Annotated in this window: 22 protein-coding genes; 11 read left to right on the top strand and 11 right to left on the bottom strand. The window is 65.9% G+C overall.

Going from position 1 to position 26,626, the window contains the following annotated elements; genetic code table 11:
• Positions 1–32: 32 nt before the first annotated feature.
• The 8 genes from ACIQTU_RS08410 to ACIQTU_RS08375 form a co-directional block, all read right to left on the bottom strand.
• The gene (locus ACIQTU_RS08410) at positions 33–1,064 is read right to left on the bottom strand and encodes a zinc-dependent alcohol dehydrogenase (RefSeq protein WP_400545186.1); all 1,032 of its coding nucleotides are present in this window, start codon (positions 1,062–1,064) and stop codon (positions 33–35) included.
• A 69-nt stretch (positions 1,065–1,133) separates the two neighbouring features.
• Positions 1,134–2,651 (bottom strand): aldehyde dehydrogenase family protein, encoded by a 1,518-nt coding sequence (locus ACIQTU_RS08405; protein ID WP_400545183.1) that lies wholly within the window; start codon positions 2,649–2,651, stop codon positions 1,134–1,136.
• A gap of 132 nt (positions 2,652–2,783) precedes the next feature.
• Positions 2,784–3,650, bottom strand: a complete 867-nt coding sequence (locus ACIQTU_RS08400) for a GAF domain-containing protein (RefSeq protein WP_400545180.1) — start codon at positions 3,648–3,650, stop codon at positions 2,784–2,786.
• A gap of 247 nt (positions 3,651–3,897) precedes the next feature.
• Positions 3,898–4,965 carry a linear amide C-N hydrolase gene (locus ACIQTU_RS08395; RefSeq protein ID WP_400547076.1) on the bottom strand — a complete coding sequence of 356 codons (1,068 nt, stop codon included), beginning with the start codon at positions 4,963–4,965 and terminating at the stop codon, positions 3,898–3,900.
• 23 nt (positions 4,966–4,988) lie between these two features.
• The gene (locus tag ACIQTU_RS08390; protein WP_400545177.1) at positions 4,989–5,840 is read right to left on the bottom strand and encodes a hypothetical protein; all 852 of its coding nucleotides are present in this window, start codon (positions 5,838–5,840) and stop codon (positions 4,989–4,991) included.
• A 169-nt stretch (positions 5,841–6,009) separates the two neighbouring features.
• Positions 6,010–7,233, bottom strand: coding sequence for a class I SAM-dependent methyltransferase (locus ACIQTU_RS08385; protein WP_400545174.1), 1,224 nt, complete (start codon positions 7,231–7,233; stop codon positions 6,010–6,012).
• A gap of 58 nt (positions 7,234–7,291) precedes the next feature.
• A complete protein-coding gene (locus ACIQTU_RS08380; protein WP_400545171.1) occupies positions 7,292–8,095 on the bottom strand; it encodes a DUF1365 domain-containing protein in 804 nt (267 codons plus the stop codon).
• Entirely contained in the window at positions 8,092–9,417 is a 1,326-nt protein-coding gene (locus tag ACIQTU_RS08375; protein WP_400545168.1) for an NAD(P)/FAD-dependent oxidoreductase, read from the bottom strand. The genes ACIQTU_RS08380 and ACIQTU_RS08375 overlap by 4 nt, the downstream gene beginning before the upstream one ends.
• Before the next feature lie 124 nt (positions 9,418–9,541).
• On the opposite strand from ACIQTU_RS08375, the gene ACIQTU_RS08370 reads away from it, so the two are divergent.
• Genes ACIQTU_RS08370 through ACIQTU_RS08360 form a run of 3 tightly spaced genes read left to right on the top strand, consistent with a single transcriptional unit; the run spans position 9,542 to position 11,555 of the window.
• Positions 9,542–10,120 carry a sigma-70 family RNA polymerase sigma factor gene (locus ACIQTU_RS08370; protein WP_400545165.1) on the top strand — a complete coding sequence of 193 codons (579 nt, stop codon included), beginning with the start codon at positions 9,542–9,544 and terminating at the stop codon, positions 10,118–10,120.
• Positions 10,117–10,755 (top strand): ChrR family anti-sigma-E factor, encoded by a 639-nt coding sequence (locus ACIQTU_RS08365; protein ID WP_400545162.1) that lies wholly within the window; start codon positions 10,117–10,119, stop codon positions 10,753–10,755. The genes ACIQTU_RS08370 and ACIQTU_RS08365 overlap by 4 nt, the downstream gene beginning before the upstream one ends.
• Positions 10,752–11,555, top strand: a complete 804-nt coding sequence (locus ACIQTU_RS08360; protein ID WP_400545159.1) for a DUF1295 domain-containing protein — start codon at positions 10,752–10,754, stop codon at positions 11,553–11,555. The genes ACIQTU_RS08365 and ACIQTU_RS08360 overlap by 4 nt, the downstream gene beginning before the upstream one ends.
• Here ACIQTU_RS08360 and ACIQTU_RS08355 read toward each other — a convergent pair.
• Positions 11,552–11,962 carry a DUF2177 family protein gene (locus tag ACIQTU_RS08355; RefSeq protein WP_400545156.1) on the bottom strand — a complete coding sequence of 137 codons (411 nt, stop codon included), beginning with the start codon at positions 11,960–11,962 and terminating at the stop codon, positions 11,552–11,554. The two genes, ACIQTU_RS08360 and ACIQTU_RS08355, sit on opposite strands and share 4 nt — an antisense overlap.
• A gap of 136 nt (positions 11,963–12,098) precedes the next feature.
• Complete coding sequence (locus tag ACIQTU_RS08350; RefSeq protein ID WP_400545153.1) at positions 12,099–13,208, bottom strand: LytR/AlgR family response regulator transcription factor; 1,110 nt, start codon at positions 13,206–13,208, stop codon at positions 12,099–12,101.
• Between the two features lie 147 nt (positions 13,209–13,355).
• Here ACIQTU_RS08350 and ACIQTU_RS08345 point away from each other — a divergent pair, with 147 nt between their 5' ends.
• The 8 genes from ACIQTU_RS08345 to ACIQTU_RS08310 all read left to right on the top strand — a co-directional run bounded on the left by ACIQTU_RS08345 (position 13,356) and on the right by ACIQTU_RS08310 (position 25,664).
• Positions 13,356–13,631: a hypothetical protein gene (locus tag ACIQTU_RS08345; RefSeq protein WP_400545151.1), complete on the top strand. Its 276-nt coding sequence runs from the start codon at positions 13,356–13,358 to the stop codon at positions 13,629–13,631.
• Positions 13,628–15,085 carry an alpha/beta hydrolase gene (locus tag ACIQTU_RS08340; RefSeq protein ID WP_400545149.1) on the top strand — a complete coding sequence of 486 codons (1,458 nt, stop codon included), beginning with the start codon at positions 13,628–13,630 and terminating at the stop codon, positions 15,083–15,085. Before ACIQTU_RS08345 ends, ACIQTU_RS08340 begins: the two co-directional genes overlap by 4 nt.
• A gap of 287 nt (positions 15,086–15,372) precedes the next feature.
• Positions 15,373–16,017 carry an ImuA family protein gene (locus tag ACIQTU_RS08335; protein WP_400545146.1) on the top strand — a complete coding sequence of 215 codons (645 nt, stop codon included), beginning with the start codon at positions 15,373–15,375 and terminating at the stop codon, positions 16,015–16,017.
• Positions 15,908–17,467: a Y-family DNA polymerase gene (locus tag ACIQTU_RS08330; protein WP_400545144.1), complete on the top strand. Its 1,560-nt coding sequence runs from the start codon at positions 15,908–15,910 to the stop codon at positions 17,465–17,467. The genes ACIQTU_RS08335 and ACIQTU_RS08330 overlap by 110 nt, the downstream gene beginning before the upstream one ends.
• 7 nt (positions 17,468–17,474) lie before the next feature.
• Complete coding sequence (locus ACIQTU_RS08325) at positions 17,475–20,864, top strand: error-prone DNA polymerase (protein ID WP_400545141.1); 3,390 nt, start codon at positions 17,475–17,477, stop codon at positions 20,862–20,864.
• A 65-nt stretch (positions 20,865–20,929) separates the two neighbouring features.
• Positions 20,930–21,550, top strand: a complete 621-nt coding sequence (locus ACIQTU_RS08320; protein ID WP_400545138.1) for an RNA polymerase sigma factor — start codon at positions 20,930–20,932, stop codon at positions 21,548–21,550.
• Complete coding sequence (locus tag ACIQTU_RS08315; protein WP_400545135.1) at positions 21,547–22,512, top strand: FecR family protein; 966 nt, start codon at positions 21,547–21,549, stop codon at positions 22,510–22,512. Before ACIQTU_RS08320 ends, ACIQTU_RS08315 begins: the two co-directional genes overlap by 4 nt.
• Positions 22,513–22,583: 71 nt before the next feature.
• Positions 22,584–25,664, top strand: coding sequence for a TonB-dependent receptor domain-containing protein (locus ACIQTU_RS08310; RefSeq protein WP_400545132.1), 3,081 nt, complete (start codon positions 22,584–22,586; stop codon positions 25,662–25,664).
• A gap of 54 nt (positions 25,665–25,718) precedes the next feature.
• Here ACIQTU_RS08310 and ACIQTU_RS08305 read toward each other — a convergent pair whose 3' ends face one another.
• Entirely contained in the window at positions 25,719–26,624 is a 906-nt protein-coding gene (locus tag ACIQTU_RS08305) for a LysR substrate-binding domain-containing protein (protein WP_400545129.1), read from the bottom strand.
• Positions 26,625–26,626: the final 2 nt, after the last annotated feature.

Below are 26,626 nucleotides of genomic sequence, written 5' to 3'. Positions count from 1 at the left end.
CACGATCCCTCTCAAAACACGCCAATACCCCGTCAACCGAGCGACATGACCACTCGTCCTTCGATCTGCCCTCGGTGCATCCGCGCGAAGATATCGTTGATGTTGTCCAGCGGCTCGACCGTATTGATCGACTTCACCTTGCCGTCGGCGGCGAAGTCCAGCGCTTCCTGAAGGTCCAGCCGCGTGCCTACGATAGAGCCGCGCACCGTCGTCCCGTTAAGCACCATGTCGAAAATCGACAGCGGAAAATCGCCGGGCGGCAGGCCGTTCAGGGCCACGGTCGCCCCGCGCGCCGTCATGCCCAGCGCCTGCTCGAACGCCTTGGGCGACACCGCTGTGACCAGCACGCCCTGGGCGCCCCCGTCGGTCTGGCGCTTGATGTCGGCGGCTGGATCGCTGGAGGTTCTGGCGTTGACCGTCACCGTCGCGCCCAACCGCCGGGCCAGATCCAGCTTGGCGTCGTCGACATCGACCGCCGCCACGTTCAGTCCCATCGCCTTGGCGTACTGCACCGCCAGATGGCCCAGGCCGCCGACGCCCGAGATAACCATCCAGTCGCCGGGCTTGGTGTCCGTGACCTTCAGGCCCTTGTAGACCGTCACCCCCGCGCACAGGATCGGTGCGATCTCCTCAAAGCCGATATTGGCCGGCAGGTGGCCGACAAAGTTCGGATCAGCGACCACATATTCGGCGAAGCTACCGTTGACCGAGTAGCCGGTGTTCTGCTGCTCGTGGCACAGGGTTTCCCAGCCGCCGAGGCAGTGCCGACAATGGCCGCATGCGGTGTAGAGCCAGGGCACGCCGACGCGGTCGCCTTCCTTGACGTGCTTGACGCCGGCGCCGACGCCCGAGACGTAGCCGACACCCTCATGGCCTGGAATGAAGGGCGGGTTCGGCTTGACCGGCCAGTCGCCTTCGGCCGCGTGCAGGTCGGTGTGGCAGACGCCCGTGGCCTCGATCTTCACCTGAATCATGCCCGGACCCGGCGTCGGGATAGGCGCGTCCTCTATCACCAGGGGCTTGCCGAACTCACGCACGACGGCGGCCTTCATGGTTGTGGCCATGTTCACGTCTCCTCGCCTGTCTGGTCAAAAACAAAGGGCGCGGGCTAAACGCCCGCGCCCTCAAATGGATCAGAAGAAGCCCAGCTTGTCGGGGCTGTAGCTGACCAGCAGGTTCTTGGTCTGCTGGTAGTGATCCAACATCATGCGGTGATTTTCTCGCCCGATGCCCGACTTCTTGTAGCCGCCGAAGGCCGCGTGGGCCGGGTACTGGTGGTAACAGTTGGTCCAGACGCGGCCCGCCTGGATGGCCCGACCCGCGCGGTAGGCCGTGTTCATGTCGCGCGACCAGACGCCTGCGCCCAGGCCGTATTCGGTGTCGTTGGCGATGGCGATGGCTTCCTCCAGCGTCTTGAAGGTGGTCACGGCCAGAACGGGACCGAAGATTTCCTCCTGGAAGACACGCATGTCGTTGGTGCCCTTGAACACCGTAGGCTTGACGTAATAGCCGCCGGCCAGATCGTCCTTCAGCACTGCCTGATCGCCGCCGGTCAGGACCTCGGCGCCCTCGTCTTTGCCGATCTGCAGATAGGACAGGATCTTCTTCAACTGCTGGTCCGAGGCCTGGGCGCCGACCTGGGTGGTCGGGTCCAGCGGATCGCCCTGCTTGATGGCCTCGACGCGGGCGATCGCCCTCTCGATGAAGGCCTCATAGATGTCTTCGTGGATCAGGGCCCGGCTGGGGCAGGTGCAGACTTCGCCTTGATTGAGCGCGAACATGGCGAAGCCTTCCAGCGCCTTGTCGAGGAAGGCGTCGTCGGCGTCCATCACGTCCTTGAAGAAGATGTTGGGCGACTTGCCGCCCAGCTCCAGCGTCACCGGAATGATGTTCTGGGTGGCGTACTCCATGATCTTCTGACCGACGGCGGTCGAGCCGGTGAAGGCGATCTTGGCGATGCGCGAATTGGTCGCCAGCGGCTCGCCGACCTCGATCCCCGTGCCCGAGACGATGTTGAGCACGCCCGGCGGCAGGATGTCCTGGATCAGTTCGGTCAGCAGCAGGATGGAGGCCGGGGTCTGCTCGGCCGGCTTCAGCACGATGCAGTTGCCCGCCGCCAGGGCCGGGGCGATCTTCCACGCCGCCATCAGGATCGGGAAGTTCCACGGAATGATCTGACCGACCACGCCCAGCGGCTCGTGGAAGTGATAGGCGACCGTGTCGTTGTCCAGCTCGGAGATGCCGCCTTCCTGCGCACGGATGCAGCCGGCGAAATAACGGAAGTGGTCGATGGCCAGCGGGATGTCGGCGGCCAGGGTTTCACGAACCGGCTTGCCGTTGTCCCAGGTCTCGGCCTCGGCGATGGCCTGCAGATTCTGCTCCATACGGTCGGCGATGCGGTTCAGGATCAGGGCGCGCTGGGCGACACTGGTCTTGCCCCAGCTGTCCCTGGCGGCGTGAGCGGCGTCCAGCGCCAGCTCGACGTCGGCCGCGTCCGAGCGAGCTACCTCGCACAGGACGCGGCCGTTCACCGGGGAGGTGTTCTCGAAATAGCGGCCATTGACGGGGGCCACCCACTGGCCGCCGATGAAGTTGTCGTAGCGCGCCTTGTACCTGGGCGTCACGGCGCGGATGAATTCGGGCTTGGTCACGAAAGGCCTCCTGCTGGTTTCCTGAGGCGCCGATTGTCCGGCGTCGTTTGAGACCAGTTTGGTCGGCAGAGGGCCGAACGCCAGACGGCGGCGAAATGGTGCGCCGCAAACCTGTCGCAGGATTGCGACAGGTCAGTGCAGGTCGATCAGACCCAGGCGATGCAGCTTGCGGTGCAGGGTGGCGCGGCTGACGCCCAGAGCCCGCGCCGCCGCCGAGACATTGCCCCCGCTGCGCGCCAGGGCGCGACGCACGGCGCCCCGCTCGGCCTCCAGCAGGTCAATCTCGGCCCCGCCCGGCGTCAGCAGATCCGAGGCTGGAAGTTGGGCCGCGATACGCTCGTCGGTGATGGACAGCGACAGCCGCGCCGCCCGCGTGGCGCCAATCACCAGATCGTGCCGGTCGACGGCCAGGAGGGCCGCCGCATTGCGCTCGCTGGCCCCGCCCGCCAGCACAATACGTGCATCGGCAAAGGCCTGGCGGAAGGTCTGGGCCTCGATAGCACGGGCCGCATCCGAAACGGCCGCCGAGATTAGCCCCAGGATGGCCTCGGTCGCGTCAGCGCGGCAGGAGGACACGTCCAGCGCCCCGGCCAGCCTCCCCATGTGGTCGTGAATGGGATGGGTGATGCAGCTCAGGCCAGTGTTGCGGGCGTGGAAATGCTGTTCGCGGTGGATGGTCACGGCCCGGTGCTCGGCCAGGGCCGTGCCGATGCCGTTGGTCCCCTCTACCGCCTCGGACCAGACGGCGCCGGGCCACAGCCCCCAGCGGTGGAAGGTCTCGTCGTCCGCGACCGCCCCGCGCCGCTCAACCGGCACCCCCTCGGCATTGGTCAGCAGGACGCAGCACCCCACGCCGCCGACCGCCAGGAACAGGCGATCCAGCACCCCTTCGGCGGCGCGCGTCAGCGGCTCCATCGCCTGACGCGCCTCGTGAAGCTGCTGCTCGGTGACGGTCTCGACCCGACCATGCTCGACGGGGTCCAGACCATAGAGGGACATAGACCGCCGCCACGAAGCGGCCAGGGCCGAACGCGCACCGGCCCCTTCATCCAACGCCTGTCGGATCAGACTGCCGTGATCCCTACGCTCCCGCTCGCCCATGATCAGTCTCCAAGGAGTCATCTCAACTCGAGATGAAGCCTCTCCTCACCGAACGTCAATGGGCGCCCACGACGAGTCAACTTCACCCAGTCAATTCCATTTGCAACGCGAAAGGCTCCTGTGCGCCACGCGCCGCGACGACGCCTCAGAGTTGAAGTCCCAGGAAGGTGAAGGGCCGCGTCTCAACGAAGTCGCCGGTGGCATCGCCCGAGAAAGTATGAATCTGATCCTTTCCCAGATCCAGCTTCCTCACCCTGCCCGTCGTCGGGGAGAAGTCGATCTTCTTCAGATCCACCCAGAAGGTGTTCGGCGTCAAAGCGGACTCGAAGAAGTAAAGCTTGCGCTTGTGGTCAAAGACCGTGCGCCAGCGCGTGGATGACAGATTGGGCTCGCTTTCCGTGGAAATGCCGAACGGCACCGACGTATTACGAAGCACGCTGAACACGCTGGCGAGCGCGATGTTAGGGTCCTCGAACTTGGGAATGGCGTTGACGTAGAAGGACGCGCGGGCGAACCGGTCCGCCGCGCGGTTGGTGCCTGGCAACATGACCGTACCGCCGATCTGGCTCCAGTAGGCGTTCAGCGCCAGTTGCTCGTCATAGGTCGGCGAATTGGTCATGACCTGGTATTGGCGACCGTGGTGAATCTTCAACTTGCCGTCGATGTATTCGAAAATGGCGCTGTCGCCCGTCGCGTCCGACAAGGACAGATGCACCGTGGTCAGGCGGTTCTCACCCGGAAGATTGTCGGTGACGACAATGAAGGGTTCCTGCTCCAACGCCGCCACAGCCTCAGACACGGTGGCGAAATTATCCAGCGCATACTGAGCCCAGGCCGCGATCGAAAGGCCGGGTTTGGACGGATCAAACGTCGGATATTCAGATTCGACCAGCCACAGCAGATTCGCCATCAGGCCCGCCTCATTGACCCCGTCGGTCGTCGAGATGTCATAGCCCGAGGTGACGACGCTGCCATACTTCGAGGTCCAGCGGACGGTGTTGGGCCCGGTTTCGCCGCTGCGCTGCATGCCGCGCGGGAAGGTCCAGAGGTTGCTGGTGATTTCGCTACGCCAGTCCATCGACCGCGCCGTGATCACCGTGTCGGAGGCCCCATGATAGACCAGTCGGGTGCAGGCGTCCGCCAAACCCGCCCCCGCCGTCGCCGCCATCAGGGCCGCAGCCCCTACCATCGCCCTTGCGCCGCGCATCTTCATCAAGACCAGCCCTCTGTTGAAGTTCAGAACGTGATGGAAACCCCTGCCGTCGGTCCGTGTCCCGTCATGTTCCAGACGAAACGGTCGCCGGTGAAATCAACTTGCTCGTACTCCTGGAAGAGCACGGCGTAGCCCACGCGCAAAAGCGCAGGTCTTCTCAGAAGGCTTGTGCGATAGCCGAGCGAGGCGTGAGCGTTAAGGCTGAACCGTTCGCCCGGATCAAAGCCCCCCAGATCAAGGTGCCCGGTCAGCTTCCAGCGGGCGTCAATGTCGGTGTCCGTTCGGACACCCGCGATGACGTCGGTCCATTCGGCCTGCTTGCCAGTTCCAACCAGACCGGGAACGGCGATATCAGCCCGCGCTCTGGACCAGCGAGCGCCGACCAGTGGGCGTATGCGGAATATCCGGGGCTCATCGTGGACGGTTTTACCGCCGAGTTCTTCCTGATGCGCCACATAATAGATGGCGCCAGTCAGGCTTCGCAGCCGAATATCGGCTTCCAGCGGCAAACCCATGACGCGTCGCTCATCGCGGCTGTCGGTTCCCTGGTAGTCGACATATCCGCCCCAACGCGGGCCATCCACGGAGATCTCGCCCATAAAGACGCCCTCCACCTTGTCAAAGGCTTCAGAGAAGGGAACATGGACGGGCGAGGACAGGCTTGCGCCCTGGATCTTGCCCTCCATGGACTTGGCCCAGACATAGGGACTGACCGTGATCTCCCATCCGCGTTCGGACGAGTTTTGAGCCTGTGACGCCGACCCGAAGCACAGGACGACTGCAGAAACCACCCATGCCGTATAGTTCATCTGGCGTCCTCCCAGCGCGCCCAAACTACAACAGCCGAACTTTAATGCACAGCGTTCTTTGATCATGACGAACGCCTTTGCCACGCTGTCAAGCTTGAGCGCATCCAGATCTTTCCATAAGTCAGCAGAGCGCCAGGAGCGGTCATACGGTCCATGCGAAGCGCCACGACGACATCAAGGTGCGTTCAGGTTCATCGGCGTTCCACCGCTAGCAATGAGAGCCAGGGGTGATGGATCAGACGCGCTGCAGCGCCATCTGGATCACATCGGTGCGCCCTGACCGGAAGCCGGCCTCGCAATAGGCGAGGTAGAAGCGCCAGAGGCGACGGAAGCGATCATCAAATCCTGCGTCCGTGCGGACGATCTCACCCCAGGCGCTTTCGAAGCGACGCGCCCATTCGGCCAAGGTGTCGGCGTAATCGCCGCCGAAACGCTCGATGTTCGTCTGGCTCAGGCATGCTCGCGCAAGAATAGGCCCCATCTTCGCCTCGGACGGCAGGGAGCCCCCGGGAAAGACGTACTTCTGGATAAAGTCGGTGCGTGCGTCGTATTCATCGAACAGCGCCTCCTGAATGGTGATGATCTGCAAGCCCGCGCGGCCGCCGGGCTTCAGGACGTCATGGACCTTCTGGAAGTAGGTTGGCCAGTACTCGCGCCCCACGGCTTCAAACATCTCGATGGAGGCCACGCGGTCATAGTTCCCCTCGACGTCGCGATAGTCGATCAGGCGAATGTCAGCGCGTTCCGCCAGACCCGCCTCGAACAGGCGACGACGCGCATAGTCATGCTGTTCGCGTGAGATGGTGACGCCGGTGACGGTCACGCCGACCTCGCGCGCCGCGAACTCGGCGAAGCCGCCCCAACCACAGCCAATCTCAAGCAGGCTATGGCCTGGCTGCAAGTCCATCAACCGCGCCAGTGAGGCATACTTGGCGCGCTGGGCCTCTTCCAGCCCCTGTCCCGGCCGTTCGAACCGCGCCGAGGAATAGGTCATCGAAGGGTCCAGCCAGGCCCCGTAGAAGGCGTTGCCCAGGTCGTAGTGGGCGTGAATATTTCGGCGAGACCCGCGACGGCTGTTGCGATTCAATCGGTGGCCTAACCCGTTGACCAAGTTCATCAGCGGGTTGCCGTCGAACAGGCGACGGATGTGGTCGTAGTTGTTGACCAGGGTCACCAGCAGGATCGCCAGATCAGGCGTGCCCCACTCCCCCGCCATATAGCCTTCCGCAAAGCCGATATCCCCGCTCTTTAGTACCCGCGCGGCAAAGCGAGTGTCGCGGATGGTCAGGACGGCAGCATGGCCGGCGGCCTCGCCTGTCAGCTGGTGTTGAGCGCCATCGGGCATGACAATGGTGAGCCGCCCCCAGGTCCATTTCGCTGCAAGAAGTCGCAAAAGCAGAGCGAAGACCGGAGACGTCTTTCGGCTGTCGTTTCGCTCGCCGTAGAAGGTCGTGGTCATAAGCGTCAGGCGCCCTTTGCATAGGAGGCGGGCTATCGAGGCCCAGTGGTTACAGGGGTCACTGCGTCAGACGGCTTTCGCACGCCTTGTGCTGGATCGTTACAGGCTCGCGGGCGGGTTGGGGTTGCCTGGTCAGGCGCACGCCCTTGATCCAGAGCTTCAACGCCTCCCAGTGGATGGCGGCCATGACCTTCAGGGTCATCAGCGGCAGGGCGACCGTCGCCGACCACAGGTCGTGATCCTCCAGCGGACGCCGCTCAGCCGACAGGGCGGCCGTGATCAACAGGCCTTCGGCGTCGAGGCCGTCGATGGTCAGATCCAGGCGCGGGCCCGGCGCGTGGCCGCGAAACACATAGTCCATCTCCATTCCCATGAAGGGCGAGACATAGAGGGCCTTGGCCGCGCCCTGCCGGATCAGGCCCGCCGCCTGATCCTCCTCCAGCACAGGAATGACGTAGGCATGGCGCACGCCAAAGGTACTGGTCACCTCATAGACCATGGCCGCCAGCCGGCCGTCGGCATGATGGCAGTAATAGAGGCTGATCGGGTTAAAGACGTAGCCCAGCACGCGCGGCATGGTCAGCAGCCGGATCGGCCCCTCGCCGATGTCGATCCCCGCGCGGCCGAGGCAGGTCTCGATCTGCGGCCGCAGCATCGTCCCGGAGCCGTCGCCATGGTCCCGATCGTGAAAGGAGATCAGGTTGAATCGATTGCGCGAGAACAGGCGCAGGCGTCGATCCAGCCCCTCGATCTCGGCCAGGTCCAGCAGCAGCCAGAAGACACGATAGTTCAACCGGTGCGCCTTGGGCCGCAGCCGCCGGTGCATGACCTCGCCGCGATAGAGGGCCGAGGTCTGAGTCACGCGGCCTTCTCCATGGCGCCGACGGGGGCGGCGGACAGATGGATGCGACCGCTCTCGTTCTCGACCGACCAGGGGCGACGCACGCCACCCAGTTGCTCGGCCACGGCCAGGCCCGCCTGCAGACCGTCTTCGTGGAAGCCCGCGCCGAAATGGGCGCCGCAGAACCAGACGCCGCCCTGCCCTTGCAGGCTCCACAGCTGCTTTTGCGCCTGGATGGCAGCGGGGTTGAAAATGGGGTGCTCGTACAGTTCGCTGCGCAGGATGGTGTCAGGCTTGGGCGGACGCGGCGGGTTCAGGGTGACGAACAGGTCCTGACCCGACAGGCCCTGAAGCTTGTTCATCCAGTAGGTCACGCACAGACCCTCCTCGGCGCCGATATAGTTCCAACTGGCCCAAGCCCTGCGACGTTGCGGCATCAGACCGGCGTCGGTGTGCAGAACGGTCAGGTTACGGCTGTAGCGGAAGGCGCCCAGCACCTCCTTTTCCCGCGCGGTTGGGTCGTCCAGCATGGCCAGGGCCTGATCGGCATGGGCGCCGATGACGACATGGTCGAACCGCTCGACGCCGCCTTGGCTGTCGTGAACCACGACGCCCTGATCCGTGCGCCGTACCGTCGTCACGCCGTGGTTAAGCCGCACGTCGTCGATCTCATGCGCGAGCCGTTCGACATAGACACGACTGCCGCCCTCGACCGTGCGCCACAGCGGGCGGCCGACCAACTTCAACAGGCCGTGGTTCCCGCAGAAACGGATGAAGGCCTCGGCCGGATAGTCCATGAGGGTATGGGCCGGCGACGACCAGATCGCCGCCGCCATCGGCAGCAGATGGTCATCGCGGAAGGCCTCGCTGAAACCTTCGCGCTTCAGATAGTCGCCCAGCGTCAGATTGGGATCGGTCAGCCCGCCCAGATCAATCGGTGCCTCGCGATAAAAGCGCATGATCTCGCCCAGCATCGACCAGAAACGCGGTCGCAGGACGTTGCGGCGCTGGGCGAACAGGCCGGGCGCGGCGTACTCGAAGCGCCCGCCGTCCAGCGACACGGCAAAGGACATGTCGGTCGCGCGCGTCTTGACCCCCAGATGCGCGAACAGAGCGATCAGGTTGGGATAGGTGGCGTCATTGAAGCAGATGAAGCCGGTATCGACCGGCACAGCCCCCGTCGACACGCTCGCCGTCACCGTGTTGGAATGGCCGCCCAGCCGGTCGGCCTTCTCATAGATCGTCACCTGATGGCGCTGCGACAACAGCCAGGCCGATGACAGGGCGGCGACGCCCGATCCGATGACGGCGATCTTCAAACGGTCGGGGACAGAATAAGGCATGGACCGATTACGCACCGACGCCGCGATCGGATTGCGAATGATCCAGACATTTCGGCGAAGCGTATTAGGCTCCATGCATGCCGAGGCCTCCACTTTCACATCCCCTGAACGGCGGTCGCCCGGCATGAGCCTGGACGCGCCTCAACCCGACCCGTTCGCGCATGATCGCCTGATCGAGGCTGTAGCCCTGCGCCGCGACCGCGAGGCCTTCGCCCAACTGTTCAGCTATTTCGCGCCTCGCCTGAAGGCTTGGCTGATCAAGTCGGGCGCGACGCCCGGCGCGTCGGAAGACTTCGCCCAGGACGCCATGCTGACGGTCTGGCGCAAGGCCGACCTGTTCGACGCCCGCAAGGCGCGAGCCGCAACCTGGATCTTCACCATCGCCCGCAACCGTCGCCTCGACATGCTGCGGCGCGACGCCCGCCCCCTGCCCGTCCCCGAGATCGAACTGGCGGAACAGGCTGTCGAGCGCCCTGACGATCTGCTGGTCCTGTCCGACGACGCAGAACGGGTTCGCGACGCCCTGACACAGCTCAAGCCGGATCAGGTCGAGGTGCTGCGGCTCGCCTTCTTCATGGACAGCCCCCATTCCGAAATCGCCCGTCAGCTCGATCTGCCGCTGGGCACCGTCAAATCCCGTATCCGCAACGCCATGATCAAACTGCGCCTGATCCTCGAACCGTCCGAGGAGGCCGCCCGATGAACGCTCTTCGTAACCCCTCCGAAAACCGTCTGCTGGCCTACGCCGCCGGCAACCTCAGCCCTCCCGAGGCCGTGGTCGTCGCCGCGCACCTGGCCCTGCGTCCGGCCAATGACGCCTGGGTGCGCCGCTTGCAGGCCGTGGGGGGCGAATTCCTGAGCGAGGCCGCGCCCGCCGCAATGGCCGACGACGCCCTGGCCCGCGCGATGGCGCGGATCGAAACCGACGCGGGTGAAGTAAAGCCGCAACCGCCGCTCAACGACATGCCCGAACTGCCCGAACCGCTGCGCCGCTACGCCCTGGGTCCCTGGCGCTGGATCGGACCGGGGATGCGGGTGCGCGACGTCCACGCGCCGCGCGACGGCGACTGCCGGGTCATCCTGCTGGAGATCGGACCGGGGCGAGAGACGCCGCGCCACACCCATGGCGGGGTCGAGCTGACCTGCGTCCTGTCCGGCGCCTACGCCACAGAAACCGAACGGTTCGACGTGGGCGATCTGGAAGAAGCCGACCCTCAGGTGTTGCACCAGCCACGCGTGGTGTCGGACGGCCCCTGCCTCTGCGTCGTCGCCCTGGACGGCCAGATCCAGCTCGATGGGTGGCTGGGCCGCCTGATGCAGCCCTTCGTGAAGCTGTGATCCATCTGCTGCCGCTCTGGGGCGCGGCGGCGCTGTTTCTGGTGGTCGTGATGGCCGCCGCCTGGCTGGTTCAGCGTCGCACTGGCCAAGGCGGCTGGGCCGACGCCTTCTGGTCGCTGGGCCTTGGCGCGGCGGGCGTCGGCGTCGCCCTGTTCCCGATCGAGGGCATTGCGCCATCGCCCCGACAGTGGCTGACCGCCGTGCTGATCGGCCTCTGGGGCTTGCGGTTGGGTCTGCATATCGCGGCCCGCGCGGCCCATGAGAACGAAGACGCACGCTACGCCCGTCTGCGACAGGACTGGGGCGCCGACTTCCAGGCCAGGATGTTCGGCTTTCTGATGCTCCAGGCGGGGGCCGCTGCGTTTTTGGCGCTCAGCGTCCTGCTGGCGGCGCGTAATCCGATACCCGGCCTGACGCTGCAGGACGGTGCGGCCAGCCTGATCTTCGTGTCCGCCCTGCTCGGGGAAGGCCTCGCCGACCGCGAGCTCGCCGCCTTCAAGGCTGATCCCGCCAACCGTGGCCGCGTCTGCGACACTGGCCTGTGGGCTTGGTCGCGGCACCCCAACTACTTCTTCGAATGGCTGGGCTGGTGCGCCTGGCCGGTGTTCGCCATCGACCTCAGCGGCGGGTGGCCCTGGGGCTGGCTGGCGCTGACCGGACCGGCCTACATCTACTGGTTGTTGGCGTGCGTGTCGGGCGTTCCATTGCTGGAGGCCCATATGCGCCGCTCGCGACCCGATGCTTTCGCCGCCTATGCCACCAGGACCAGCGCCTTCTTCCCGCGCCCGCCTCGCCGCTAGGCCGAGACGCGCAGCAGTCGCATGGCGAGGGCGCAACTGATCCCGGACGCCCCCGCGCTCACACCCACGCCCCAGGCCATATCGATCAGCGAGAGCTTCAGGCTCCAGGTCTTCAGAGTGGCCAGATTGGTCAGGTCATAAGTCCCGTAGGCGAAAAGACCGAACAATCCGCCCCATATGAGCGCCTTCTTCCATCCGCCGTCCGCAAGCCCTGGCAGGACAGCGAAGATCGTCAGGCCGGCAGCGTACAGAGCGTAGAAGGCGATGGCGGGCGCCAGACGGAAGTTATCCGCCAGCATGGACCCGATAAGGGGTCGATACAGCCGGTCCCCCATGCTTCCCAGCCAGGCCGTGTCGATCACGGAGAAAGCGATAAGGGTCAGAAGGTAAGCGATCGCTATGTTCATGGCGCAGTTCCGTCGGCATTCTCGCTGATACGTCAGCCACGGCCGAATGGATCGTTGCCCGCTTTGGTGCGTCTGAAAATACACCACAAGCGGTCACGCCTCTCGGTCGGGAAGCGGACCTTCCAGCGAACCTCGACTACGGTTCATCAAGCACGTCGCGAACGGCGGGAAGGCGGTTTCGGCTGATGGGCAGGGGCGCGCCTTCGTTCATCAGCAAGCGGCCTCTGCCGCCCTCCCGCTCGAAGCCGCGAACATGGGCAAGGTTGGCGATGACCGAGCGGTGAACCCGCAGGAAGCCTTCCGACAGTTCGCCTTCGAGCCGATCCAGGCGGGCGGCGTGCAGCATTTTCCGCCCCCTGGTCAGTCGCAGCTCCACATAGTCGTCCGCCCCCACGACGGCGACGATGTCGTCCAGCGGTACCCGCTCGACCCCGCGCGACGACGCCACTGTCAGACAGTTGGGACGAGCGGCGGCGCGGGTCAGGGCGACCTCGCGGCCCTGATCGTCGCGTCCCAGCCGCACGACCTCGGCCATGAGCAGAGGTAGCACCAACCCCGCCGCGAACAGGAAGTAGGACAGGTCGACCAGCCAGTTGGGGAAGAGCAGGCCGATCGCCATGAAGGCGGCCAGATAGGCCAGGGTCAGCCGCGCCCCCCGCAGACGACGACGCACCCCGACAGCGGCCGCCACGGTGGACAGCGCCAGCCCGACCATCAAGGCCGCCGCCGTCTTCAGGTCGAAACCGGGCGCCAGCCAGGTCATCGCCACGGCAGCCAGGGCCAGGGCCATCAGCAGGCGCCGCGCCTGCGGCCAAAAGCGCGACACGACATAGGCCAGGAGCAGAACCGCAAAGACCGCGGTCAAAACCCAGATGCCGACCAGTCGCAGACCATGAACAGGATAGACATAGGGAACCAGAGCCCGCAGGCTCTCCAGAACAGCCTGCAAGCCCGCGACACCGGCCAGGCCCGCCAGCGCCAGACTGGAACCTGTGCGGCGCAGGCTGTGAATGACGCCAAAGCCGAAGGCGGCTGCGAACAGGGCGCCGGCCGTGACGAAGGCGATCGCCACCAGGATCGTGCGCGACGGCCAGGGATAGGGGGCGACCATGATCCCGGCCACGGGACCGTCCAGACGCACTACCCCGTGGAACGCCGACATACGGACCACCACAACATTGTCCGTCGCACGCCACATCCGTTCCGGGATCGGGAAGGCCGCCTCGTAACGGCCAGGCGTTTCCATCGCGGACGAGCCCCCCGGGCGTCCGTTCGCGCCCAGCTTCTGACCATTGAGCCAGGCCTCCGACGAAGCGGCGCCGACAATATAGAGTGCGACAGGGCCCTCGTCGGTCGGACGCTGCACGACAGAGCGAAGCCAAAGCTCGCGCCCTTGCGGATCAATGACATCGCCTACCGGGCGGCAGTCGTGAAGCATAGGCGCCGCCCCGCCCGCTTCAGCGCGGCAGACCTGCCATTCATGGCTCTGGTCCTGCGCGCGCGACGCCTTCGGGAGCGAGATCAAGAGAAACGCGATGAAGAGAATCCGCCACATGACGGCGACACTATCGCCATTCGCCGAAAAGCGCTGCCGTTCACCGACGCAGGGGCGCCGTTCGCCGAAGCGCGCTCCACAGCGCCGAAAACCCTGCTTCAAGCGTCGTCATGACCCACACATTCCTGAACCGCCGCTCCATCCTCGCCGCCGCCGGCCTCGCCGTTCCTGGCATGGCGCTCCTGTCCGGCGCCGTCCGCGCCCAGGAGGCTCAGCCCCAGGCCGGCCCCTTCCGCTACAAGTCCGGCGACGGCCAGGAAGTCGACGCCGAGCGCGGCTTCCTCGAGGTGCCCGAGGATCGGCGCATCCCCGGCTCGCGTCGCATTCGCCTGGGCTATGTGCGTTTCGCCTCGACCGCGAAAAACCCCGGCCCGCCCATCGTCTATCTGGCCGGCGGTCCGGGCGGTTCCGGCGTGCGCACTGCGATGGGTCCGCGCTTCCCGATCTTCATGGCCCTGAGGGAAGTGGCCGACGTCATCGCCTTCGACCAGCGCGGCACCGGTCTGTCGTCCAGTATTCCTGACCGAGCCACCACCACGCCCTATCCCGCCATGACCCACGCGGGCGTCACCGCCTGGTACCGCGAAGAGATGCAGAAGGCCTGGATCGACTGGAGCCGCGCCGGTGTGGCCATGACCGGTTACAACACCGAACAGAACGCCGACGACATCGAAGACCTGCGCCGCCACCTGGGCGTGGAAAAAATCAATCTGTGGGGCATCAGCTACGGCACCCACCTGGCCCTGTCAGTGCTGAAACGGCATCCGAACTCGATCGGCCGTGTCGCCCTGGCCAGCCTTGAAGGTCAGGACCAGACCATCAAGCGCCCCGCGCACATCGACATGTTCCTTGACCGCGTCGACCATCTCATGGGCGCCGACCCCGCTGTCCGCGCAGCAATCCCCAATATGCCCACTCTGATGCGCCGGGTGCACGAGCGGCTCGAGGCTGATCCGGTAACCGTCACCTTCGCCGGCGAAAGCGGTCCCGTCGACGTCAAGGTAGGCGGCTTCGGCATCCAGCTCCTGGCCTCCGCCTTGGTCGCCAATCCGCCGCAACTGTCCATGCTGCCGAAAATCTACCTGGCCCTCGACGCCGGTAAGACCGAAGGGCTGACGTCGATCATTCCCCCGCCCCACCGCTACTTCGGCATCGCCGGAATGCCCGAGGCGACGGACCTTGCGTCGGGCGTTTCGCCCACTCGTCTGGCGCTGATCGAGAAGGAAGCGAAGACAGCGGTTCTGGGCGACGCCTTCAACCTGCCCATGCCGCACCTGCTGGGCGCCATCCCCGGCGTGGATCTGGGCGAAGACTTCCGGGCGCCGATCCGCATCGAAACCCCGGCTCTTCTGGTCGCCGGCTCGCTCGACGGCCGCACCCCGCTGGAGGAACAGGCCGAGGTCATCGCCCAGTTCCAGAACAAGTCTCAGATCCTGGTCGAGAACGCCGGCCACAACGTCTTCGAGGCCCACCCGGAGGTCCAGCCCCTGCTGGTCAAGTTCTTCCGCGAGGACGCCGTCAACGACTCCAAGCTGACCCTGCCGCCCCCAACCTTCGCGGTCGCATAAGGGCGATGAGTTAGCGCCATGTTCGACAGACCGGCCTGCCTCAGTGGGGTATGCCGGTCTGGCTCGCGACGGACATTTTCCTCGGCGTCCCATCCCAGTTTTGACGCAACGCTTGACTCCCCCTAGGGCACGAGGAGCATATAGAACAAATGAGGAACATTAGTTCGCAGCCTGACGCTCTGGCGACACTCAAAGCTCGATTGGAGGCGCTGAACCGACCCAGCGGTCGAGATCTTAAAGCCGCTGTCGGAGACGGCGGCGTTTTTGCGCCTCTGGCTTCAGGTGTCGTGCACGAACTCTATGCCGCAGCTCCGACTGACGCTGTGGCGGTCAACGCCTTTGCACTGGCTCTGGCGCTGCGGGCGGCGACGGGACGGCCGATCGTCTGGGGTCAGCATGAGATGATGGCTCATGAAGCGGGGCGACCACATGGGCCGGGTCTGCATGAAATGGGGCTGTCGCCCCGCGAACTGCTGCTGGTGCGGACACGCGACGTGCAGACCCTGCTGGCCGTGGGAGAGGAGGCCCTGCATAGCCCTGCCGTGGGCGCCGTGCTGTTAAGCGCCTGGGGCGAGGCCAAGGCCTTCAGCCTGACGGCCAGCCGCCGACTGGCCCTGGCCGCCGAGACGGGCGGCGCGACCCTGTTCCTGGCTCGGGCGGGCGCCATGCCCTGCCCCAGCGCAGCCGAGACCCGCTGGTCTGTGGCGTCTTCTGCTTCAGAACCTCTGGAAGGCGGGGGGCCGGGGCGGCCGTCTTTTTCGGCGACCCTGCTGCGGCGGCGCGGCGGCGGGGCGACCGGAACATGGATCATGGAGTGGGATCGTGAACAACGAACCTTCCGCCCGCCCGCGCCGCTATCTGGCGGTCTGGTTCCCCTGGCTGCCCAGCGATCGATTGCGGCGACAGGAGCGGCTGGACGACGCGCCGCCTGATGATGCGCCGCCCGTCGTCCTGGCGGAGAAGATCAAGGGCGCGCAGAGGCTGGCGGCGGTCGATCCGGCCGCGGCGCGAGCGGGCCTGACCCCCGGCCTGGCTCTGGCCGATGCGCGGGCGCGAACCCCCGCCTTGCGCGTCGTCGTCCATCGGCCGGACCTCGACGACGCCTTGCTGGCGCGGGTGCTGGAGGATTTCGGTCGCTTCACTCCCATGATCGCGCTCGACCCGCCGGACGGCCTGATGCTGGACGTGACCGGCTGCGCTCACCTGTTCGGTGGAGAAACAGGCCTGATGCGGACGGTTCAGGCGCGATCCGAACGCGCGGGACTTCAGACGCGATGCGCGCTCGCCGGCACGCCCCAGGTTGCACGCGTCCTTGCCCGCTTCGGACCCGGCGGCCGGTTCCAGCCCGGCCAGGACCGCGCCGCCGCGCGTCGCCTGCCGGTCGCCGCCCTGGAGCTATCGGACAAGGAGGATGAGGCCCTGCGCCGCCTGGGCCTGAAGCGGCTGGGCGATCTGGACGATCGGCCCCGCGCCCCTCTGGCCGCTCGCTTTGGCGCCGACTTCCCGACCCGACTGGCGCGGGTTCTGGGCGACGAGGACATGCGCATCACCCCGCATCGCCCGCCCGCGCCCGTGTTCGTCGATCGTGTCTTCTTTGAGCCGATCTCGGCGCCAGAGGACATCGAGCGGGTTCTGTCCGACCTGCTGGTCGAGACCATGGACCAGCTGGATCAGACCGGCCTTGGCGGCCGCACCTTCGAGGCTGGTTTCTATCGCGTGGACGGCAAGGTGCGCCGCGTCGTCGTCCGCACAGGCCGTCCGACCCGCGACGCCCCGGCGACCCTACGGCTGTTCCGCGAGCGGATGGCAGCTCTGTCCAACCCGCTGGAACCCGGCTTCGGTTTCGATCAGATGCGAATGTCCGTACCCTGGACCCAGGTCCTGGCGCCGACCCAGCAGGGACTGGATCATGAGACGCAAGGCGAAGAGGCCTTCAGCCGTCTGGTCGATCGGCTGACCGCGCGTCTGGGCCCCGAGGCGGTGCTGCGCTTCGAGCCCTACGCCTCGCACATTCCCGAACGCGCCGCGCGGATGGTCCCGGCTTCTGCCCGTCATGGCGACGAGACCTGGCCCGATCTCGATCCCGACGCCCCGCCCTTACGGCCAGTGCAGATATTCGACCCGCCCCAGCCGGTCGAAACCCTGGCCGAAGTCCCCGACGGCTATCCCCTGAAATTCCGCTGGCGGCGCGTCCTGCACGAAGTGATCCGCGCCGAAGGCCCCGAGCGGATCGGCGGCGAATGGTGGCGCGCGCCGGACCAGCGCACCCGCGACTATTACCGGGTCGAAGACCGGAACGGCCGCCGCTTCTGGCTCTTCCGCCAAGGCCTCTATGGCGAGACGCCGGAGCCCCGCTGGTTCATCCACGGCCTGTTCGCATGAGCGCGCCATGAACACCTTGAACCCTTGCAGCGCCTACGCCGAGTTGGCGACGGCCAGCAACTTCTCCTTCCTGCGCGGAGCCTCGCATCCCAAGAACCTCGTGCTGTCGGCGATCCTGCGCGGCCATGCAGGCATCGGGCTGGCGGACCGAAACACCGTCGCCGGGGTCGTGCGGGCGTGGAGCGCACTGAAGGAACTGCGGGCCGAGGGTCTGGTCCCGCCGGACCGGATGCGCGAAGGCGGCAGTCCCGGCGAGATCGCCTTCATCGAGGACCCGCTGAACGACCCGGCGACCTCGGACGAGGTGAAGCGCCGCGCGGCGGATTTTCGCCTTCTGACCGGGGCACGTCTGGTCTTCAACGACGGCGCGCCGGACGTCATCGCCTACCCGGAAACGCGAGCGGGCTGGGGCCGGCTGACGCGCCTGCTAACCTTGGGCAATCGCCGCGCGAGGAAGGGCGAGTGCGAGCTCGGCCTGCGCGACCTGCTGGCCGATCCCGAAGACCTGTTACTGATCCTCGTCCCGGCGGAGAGGCTAACGGGGCTGGAGGAGGTGCTGACCCGCATGACCGAGGCGGCGCCGGGCGCGGTCTGGCTGGGCGCCGCCATGCACAGGCGTGGCGACGACCGACGCCGACTAGCCCGGCTCAAAGCCATGGCGGAGAGGGCCCGTGTTCCCCTGCTGGCGCTCAACGACGTCCTCTACGCCGCCCCCGAAGACCGCGACCTGCAGGACGTCCTGACCTGTATCCGCGAAGGCGCGACCATCGAGACCGCCGGCCGTCGATTGGAGGCCAACGCCGAGCGCTGGCTGAAGCCCGTGGACAAAATGGCGAGGCTGTTCCGGGACTCGCCCGAGGCGGTGGCCGAGACGACCGCCTTCCTGTCGCGCGCGACCTTCGATCTGAGCGATCTGAAGTATGAATACCCTGAGGAACCCGTGCCGCCTGGCGAAACGCCTCAGGGCTGGCTGGAGGAACTGGTGCGCCGCCGCACCCTGGTCCGCTATCCGAATGGCGCATCCCCCAAGGTCACGGCCCTGCTTGAAAAGGAACTGGCCTTCATCGCCGAGCGCAGTCTGGCCCCCTATTTTCTGACCATCCACGACATCGTCCGCACCGCCGAGGACAAGGGCATCCTGTGCCAGGGTCGCGGGTCGGCCGCCAATTCGGCCGTCTGCTACGTCCTTGGGATCACCAGCGTCGACCCCGCCTGCCACGACCTGTTGTTCGAGCGCTTCCTGTCCTCCAACCGCGACGAGCCGCCCGACATCGACGTCGATTTCGAGCACGAGCGGCGCGAGGAGATCATCCAGTACATCTACGACCGCTATGGCCGTCATCGCGCAGGCATCGCCGCCACCGTCATCCGCTATCGCCTCCGCAGCGCCATCCGCGAGGTCGGCAAGGTCCTGGGCCTGACCGAGGACGTCACCGCGCGCCTGGCCTCGACCCAGTGGGGCAACTGGGGCTCCGAGATCAGCGACCGCCAGGTCGAACAGGCAGGCCTGGACGCGGCCAATACGATGATCGAGCGCGCTGTGCGCATGGCGACGCGTCTGCTGGGCTTTCCACGCCATCTGTCTCAGCACGTCGGCGGCTTCGTCCTGACCCAGGGGCGATTGGACGAGACCGTGCCCATCGGCAACGCCGCCATGCCGGACCGCACTTTCATCGAATGGGACAAGGACGACATCGACGCCCTGGGCCTGATGAAGGTCGATGTCCTGGCCCTGGGGATGCTGACCTGCATCCGCAAGGCGTTCGACCTGATGAAAGCTCATTCAGGCGTCGAGCATGACCTCGCCTCCGTCCCGCCGGAGGAGCCCAAAGTCTACGACATGTTGTGCCGGGGCCAGTCCATCGGCGTCTTCCAGGTCGAGAGCCGAGCCCAGATCAACATGCTGCCGCGGCTGAAGCCGCGGACCTTCTACGATCTGGTGATCCAGGTCGCCATCGTGCGTCCCGGCCCGATCCAGGGCGACATGGTCCATCCCTACCTGCGTCGCCGCAACGGCGTGGAGGAGGTTCAGTATCCTCCGCCCGGCCGTCTCTATGGTCCGCCTGACGAGTTGCAGCAGGTGTTGCACCGGACCCTGGGCGTCCCCCTGTTCCAGGAACAGGCCATGAAGGTCGCCATGGTCGCCGCCCGGTTCTCCGACGCCGAGGCCAACGGTCTGCGCAAGGCCATGGGCACGTTCCGGGGCGACGGGACCCTGCACACCTACGAAGACCGCATGGTCGGTCGGATGATCGCCCGCGGCTATGATCCTGCTTTCGCGAGGCGCTGCTTCGAGCAGATCAAGGGCTTCGGCTCCTACGGCTTCCCTGAAAGCCACGCCGCCAGTTTCGCCCGCTTGGTCTATGTCTCTTCCTGGATCAAACACCGCCACCCGGCGGCCTTCGCCTGCGCCCTGCTGAACAGCCAGCCGATGGGCTTCTATGCGCCCGCCCAGATCGTGCGCGAGGCGCAGGAGGTCGGCGGGGTCGAGGTGCGCCCGATCGACGTCTCGCACAGCGACTGGGACAACAGCCTGGAGGGGCCTGCGAACGCCCCGGTCCTGCGTCTGGGCCTGCGCCAGATCGAGGGCTTCAGGAAGGATTGGGCCAAGGCCCTGTCGGCGACGCGAGTCGAGACGCCCTTCCACGATATCGAAACCCTGGCCCGTCGCGCCGAACTGCCCGCCGCCGCCATGCGCAAGCTGGCCGATGCCGACGCCTTCCGCTCTCTGGGGCACGACCGGCGCGAGGCCCTGTGGGCGGTGCGCCGTCTGCCCGACGACGATCCCCTGCCCCTGTTCGCCGCCGCCGAAGCGCGCGAGCGTGGCGCCCGCGAACTGGGGGCTGAACCCGACGCCCGCCTGCCTCTGATGCCGCTGGGCGAACACGTCGCCGCCGACTACCAGACCGCGCGCCTGTCGCTAAAGGCTCATCCCATGGGCATCCTGCGTCCCGTCTTCGCCGTCGAAGGGGTGCTGACCTGCGCTGAAACTGAGGCCCGGCGCGGCGGCTCGCTGGTGCAGGTCGCCGGCGTGGTCCTGGTACGCCAGCGACCTGGCAAGGGGAACGCCGTCTTCGTCACCTTGGAGGACGAAACCGGCATCACCAACGTGGTCCTGTGGGCGCGGATGCTGGAGCAGTTCCGGCGCGAGATCATGGGCGCCCGCCTGATGCAGGTCGAAGGCCTGGTCGAGAAAAGCCCCGAAGGCGTCGTCCACGTCGTCGCCCGCCGCGTCATAGACCGCAGTGCCGAACTGTCCCGTATGTCAGAAGACCACGAGACCGACATTCAACTGGCCCGCGCCGACATCATCGCCCACCCGCAACCGCCACGCCATCCGCCAAATCGACATCCGCGCGACGTGCGTATTCTGCCGGGCTCGCGTGACTTCCATTAGCGCCAAGGCCTCGCGGATTTTTCGGACCCTGTCATGTAGGGGGATTATCGAGCTGAAGTGTCTTTATGGATCGTTCCAGGTGCGGCCTGGCGCAGAGGAATGGAACGTGCATGGTCGAGGACGGAGAGGTGAAGGCCTGGTTCTTTCGGGAGGTGTTTCCTCTCGAAGCCGCCCTGACTCGCTTTATCCGTCGCAACTGGCGCAACGAGAGCGACGTGGCCGACTTGAGGCAGGACATCTACGCCAAGGTCTATACGGCGGCGCAGCGACAGCTGCCGCTGAATGCGCGCGCCTTCCTGTTCACCACGGCGCGGAACCATCTCATCAACACCGCCAAGCGCGCCAAGATCGTGTCCTTTGACCTCGTGGCCGATCTTGAAGCCTCCTTCCCCGAGGCGGCTTCGGCTGATCTCGACAGGCAGTTGACCGCGCGAGACGAACTGAGACGTGTTCAGGCGGGCCTGGAACGGCTTCCGTCGCGTTGCCGCCAGGTGATGACCTTGCGTCGCATCGAAGGTCTCTCCACCAAGGAGGTAGCGGCTCATCTGAACATCAGCATCAGCACCGTCGAGCAGCAGATGGTTCACGGTCTTCGGGCGCTTACCGACTACATGATGGGCGGCCAGGGACGAATTCGACGGTCTCCGCCCAAGGCGGCTACGATCAAGCGCGAGACTCAATCATGAGCGCCCGTAACAAGATCGAAGAGACGGCAGCCTACTGGCTGGTGCGTCAGATGGACGGGCTTTCAAGTGATGAACAGGCCCAGCTCGACGTCTGGCTGAACGCCGCCGCCGAGCATCGCACCGCCTTCTGGCGCCTTGAATACAGTTGGGAACAGGCTGGCCGCCTGGGCGCTCTGCGAGGCCCCGACACACTGGCTGAAGCCATCGCCGAAGTCGTGCCGCCCGCCCCCCCGCGTCGCGCCCTGCCCCGTTGGGCCCTTGGCCTGGCAGCCACACTTGCGGTGGCGGTCTTGGCGTCCACCGCCCTCCTCTGGCCCCGACCGGCCCACTATGTAACGGAAACCGGAGAGCGTCGCCTCGTGGCCCTGTCCGACGGATCACGTATCGAGCTGAACACGGAAACGCGTCTGCGGACCGCCCTGTCGTCAGACAGTCGTGAAGCCTGGCTGGACGAGGGCGAAGCCTATTTCGACGTCGCCCACGACGCATCGCGCCCCTTCACTGTTCACATGGGTGATCGATCCGTGCGGGTTCTGGGCACGCGGTTCAGCGTTCGACGCGACGGCGACAAGGTGCAGGTTCTCGTTGCCCAGGGACGCGTCCGTCTCAGCGGCTCGAAGGCCGGCCCTGCCGCCAAGCCGGTTATTCTGGTTCGCGGCGATGTCGCGACAGGTATGGGCGCCTCCGTCCTGCAAAGCCGAACTTCGGACCAGCGCGTGGACGACCAACTGGCCTGGCGCCGCGGCCTTCTGGTGTTCGACCAGATCACCCTGTCGGACGCCGCCGCCGAGTTCAATCGCTACAACCAGACCCAGCTGAAAGTGCTCGACCCTCAGACCGCCGCCATCCGCATCGGCGGGAGCTTCGAAGCCACGAACGTAGAGGCCTTCGTGCGGCTGCTGCAGAGCGCCTACGGGCTGGAAATCGACCACGATGGCGAGAACATAGAAATTTCCGAATAGGATGTAGAGGGTTTCCGCCTTCGTCTTGTCACAATCCCAGAGCCGTCCAATCCGGACGACAAGGGGGTTCTATGACTAAGGTTTCGTTCTTGCGGCACATGCTGACGGGCAGTGCTTGCGCCTTGATCCTGGCGGGAGCAGCAGCGGCGCAGACCCGCAATTTCGACGTTCCGTCCGGCGAGTTGAAAATCGCCCTGGACGCCTATGCGCGTCAGGCCGGCGTCCAACTTGTCTATAAGACAGAGGACGTGCGCGGCGTTCGAACGCGCGGCGTCCAGGACGCTGTCGACGCTGAAACCGCCCTTCGTCGCGTGCTGGAAGGCACAGGCCTGACCGTTCAGCGGGACAGCTCGGGCGCCCTGGCCATCGTGCGCCAGCCGGTTCAGAAAACCATGTGGAACGACGATCAGACCTCAACGGTCGAGGAAGTGGTCGTCACCGGTTCGCGCCTGAAGAACGTCTTCGACGCCGCCACTCCCGTCGTCAGCATGGAACGCGAGGCCCTGCTCGAGGGCGGATACATGGACCTGGCCGAAGCCCTGACGGACATTCCCGGGGTTGAGGAAGGCAGTTCTCTAGCCAATAACCAGAGCGCGACCCAAGCCAACGGCCTGTCGACCGTCAGCCTGCGTAATCTGGGCGAGAACCGCACCCTGACGCTGATCGACGGTCACCGCACCGTCTCCAACGCGGGCAACCGCAACGCTGTCAGCCTCAGCTCCATCCCCGAGTTCTTCATCGACCGCGTCGAAGTGACGACCGGCGGCGGCTCGGCCGTCTATGGCTCCGACGCCATCGCCGGGGTGGTCAACATCATCACCGAGCGCAACCTGGAAGGCTTGCGCGCCCGCATCGTCGGCGGCACGACCGACGATGGCGGTGGTGACTCGATCGAGTACTCGGTCGGCGCCGGCGGCCGGTTTCTGGACGACCGCCTCTATGTGATGGCTGGCGCGACCTATGACCGTCAGTTCAAGTTGAAGGCGACGGATCGCGAGCGCGCCCTGCAATCCATTCTCTACGTACCTGCCAGCAACACCGTCACCACGCCGGATCGCTCGACCTACATCTCTGGCGGGCGCTTCATCAGCGGACGCTGGTTCTATGATGACAGCGGCCTGCGCACCAACATGGTCACCGCCGTTGACGGCTACGAAGACCGCCCCGACGGCACGCTGATCACCCCGCGCGACAACCTCAACGGCGCCGCCAAGTTCGACTACGCCGTGAGCGACAATATCAAGCTCTGGGGCCAGTTGCTCTACTCGAACGTCGTGACGGATTCGACGCGCGCCCCCACGACCTTCAGCAACACGACCACGTTCGGCGTCAATGACGAGTTCACGGTCGGGCGCATGTCGCGCACCCTGAACCCCTTCGCCCCCGCTGAGATCAAGGCCGCGGCCTCCAGCTCCGGCATCGACTTCCGCCGTCGCGTGACCGAGGTCGGCCCCAACCTGATCCACAACGAGCGCGAGACCATCCGCAGCTGGGTCGGCATCGAAGGCTCCCTGCCCAACGACTGGGACTGGAAGCTGACCTACGGCTACGGCAAGTTCTCGGGCGAACAGATCCGCGGCAACACCCTGAACCTGCAACGCGTCAAGTGGGCCCTGGATTCCGAGCGGGTAAACGGCGTGGTGCAATGCCGCGACGCCGCTGCGCGCGCCGACGGTTGCGTGCCGCTGAACCTCTTCGGTGTTGGCTCGATCACGCCCGAGATGGCGAACTACATCCGCGCCAACACCTTCTACCGTCCGACGAACCGTCAGGACACGATCGAGGGCTATGTGTCCGGCACGCTCTTCGAGCTTCCCGCCGGACCGATCGAAACCGCCTTTGGTTTCGAGAGCCGCCGCGACCACACCCAGACGCGGACCGATCCCCTGATCCAGAGCGGGGTGGCCAGTTCCTCCTTCCTTCCGGAATACGAAGGGACCATCAAGGCCAACGAAGTCTTCGCCGAAGCCTCCGTGCCGCTGCTGGCTGACCTGCCCTTCGCCCATCGCCTGACGTTCAACGGCGCGGTGCGGGTCGCGGACTACAATCTGGAGGCTGTCGGCACGACCGTCAGCTATCGCGCCGGTCTGCAATGGTCACCGATCTCCGACCTGCGCATCCGCACCGAGTACGCCCGCGCCCAGCGCGCGCCCGACACCAGTGAACTGTTCTCGCCGCCGCGCGATGACGCCGACAATGTCGCCGACGTCTGCAGCGGCGTCACGGCCACCACGGCCGGCATCGTCGCCCAGAATTGCCGCGCCGACAGCCGCATCGCCGCCGCCATCGCCGCCGCGCCCGACGGCACGTTCCGCCAGCTCACCACCCAGATCAAGGCGCCGAACGCAGGCAACCCGGACCTGTTCGAGGAAACGGCGGACACCTGGACCCTGGGTCTGGTCTATCGTCCGAGCTATCTGCCCGGCTTCGAGGCCAGCCTTGACTACTACGACATCCGGATCACCGACGTGATCTCGTCGCTGAGCAATTCCGCCCTGCTGTTGGGCTGCTACTCCGACGCAAGCGGCGCCGACAATGTCTTCTGCGACACCATCACCCGCGACGAAAACGGGCAGTTGGTGCGCATCCTGAATCAGGAGCAGAACCTCAACGAAACCCGCGCCCGCGGCGTGGACCTGGCCGCGTCCTATCGCTTCGATCTGGAGCAATGGAACGTGCCTGGGAAGTTCCGCGCCAGCGTGAACTACAGTCGTCGTCTGGAACTGAGCACCGAGTACGACAGCATCGACAAGGTCGAGCTGGTCGACTCGGTCGGCGAAGTCGGTGCAGCCGAGCACGAGGCCCGCTACGGCCTGAGCTGGTACGATGACGTCTGGAGCGTGCGCTGGTCGTCGCGCTTCATCGGCGAGGTGGTCGACAGCCTGGAGCGCAAACAACAGGCTATCGCCGCCGGCTGGGCGGACCCGCTCTTCCTCAACGTCGACGCCTACTGGCGCCACGACCTGAGCGTCAGCTTCAAGCCCGATCGCAGCAACCCGCAACTGAAGGTGTTTGGTACCGTCAAGAACATCTTCAACAACTACGGCCCGTTCCTGCCGGACGGCACAGACAGCGGAAACGCCTACAACTACAGCTCGGCCTACGGCATCACCGGCCGCGCCTTCACCCTGGGCGTCCAGGTCGAGTTCTAAGCAGCGAACGGATCCGGCGGCGCTCACGGGCGTCGCCGGTCTACCCTGTTCCGCCTAGCCCGCGGGCAACAGGCCAAGGAACGCTTCGGCGAGGCGTGAGGGCTTAACGCTGTTGGAAACCACGAAGGCGTATTCGTGCAGAATGGCCGGACTGAAGCGGCGCAATACAGTTCTGTCCCGCACATAGGCCTGAGCCAGGCGTTCGTTGACGATAGCGATGCCGACGCCGCGTGCGGCGAGCGCGCAGGACGAGGCGACGGTGTGGGTTTCAACGCGAACGCGCGGCGCGACGCCGGCCTCGGCGAAGGCGGCCTCAACCTGGGAGCGGAACCGCCTCCCCTGCCCCAGCAGGACCAGAGGCGTGTTCTTCAGATCTTGAGCGGTGATCTCAGGCAAGGCGGCCAGGGGGTGATCGCTCGGCAGGACGCAAGCCGTTTCGCTGACCAGCACCGTACGCGCGTCCAGGTCGTCGCGGTTCAACGGCAGCTTGACGAAACCCGCGTCCACGGCCCGGGCTGCGATCATGCCCTTGGCTGTCTCGACCCCATGGGAATCAATCGACAGGTGGACACGAGGATACTGATCGAGGAAGGCCGCGATCACGTCGGGCAGGATCGCCTCAAGGAAGCTGGGCGGCGCGACGAGGCGCAAATGCCCGACGCGGAAGTCGGAGATGTCGCGGGCCATGTCCTGAACCCGGTCGACATTGTCCAGCGCGCGCTCGACCTCTTCATACAGCATCAGACCGTCGGCGGTCGGGACCAGACGTCCTCGGTCGCGATGAAACAGCTCGAAGCCGAGGTCCTGTTCCAATTGGGCCAGCAGCCGGCTGGCGGCGGGCTGAGTCAGGCCCAGGGTGCGCGCCGCGGCGGTCACCGAGCCCTGCTGCAGGATGGCGCGGAAGGCGCGCATGGCGCGCAGCCGGATGGGACGCCGGGCGCCGGCCGAGACCAGCGCCATCA

This window comes from Brevundimonas sp. NPDC090276, from assembly GCF_044772165.1.
GTDB lineage: Bacteria > Pseudomonadota > Alphaproteobacteria > Caulobacterales > Caulobacteraceae > Brevundimonas.
The sequence above is the reverse complement of the archived record's forward strand: the minus strand, read 5'-3'. Positions and strand labels throughout refer to the sequence as shown.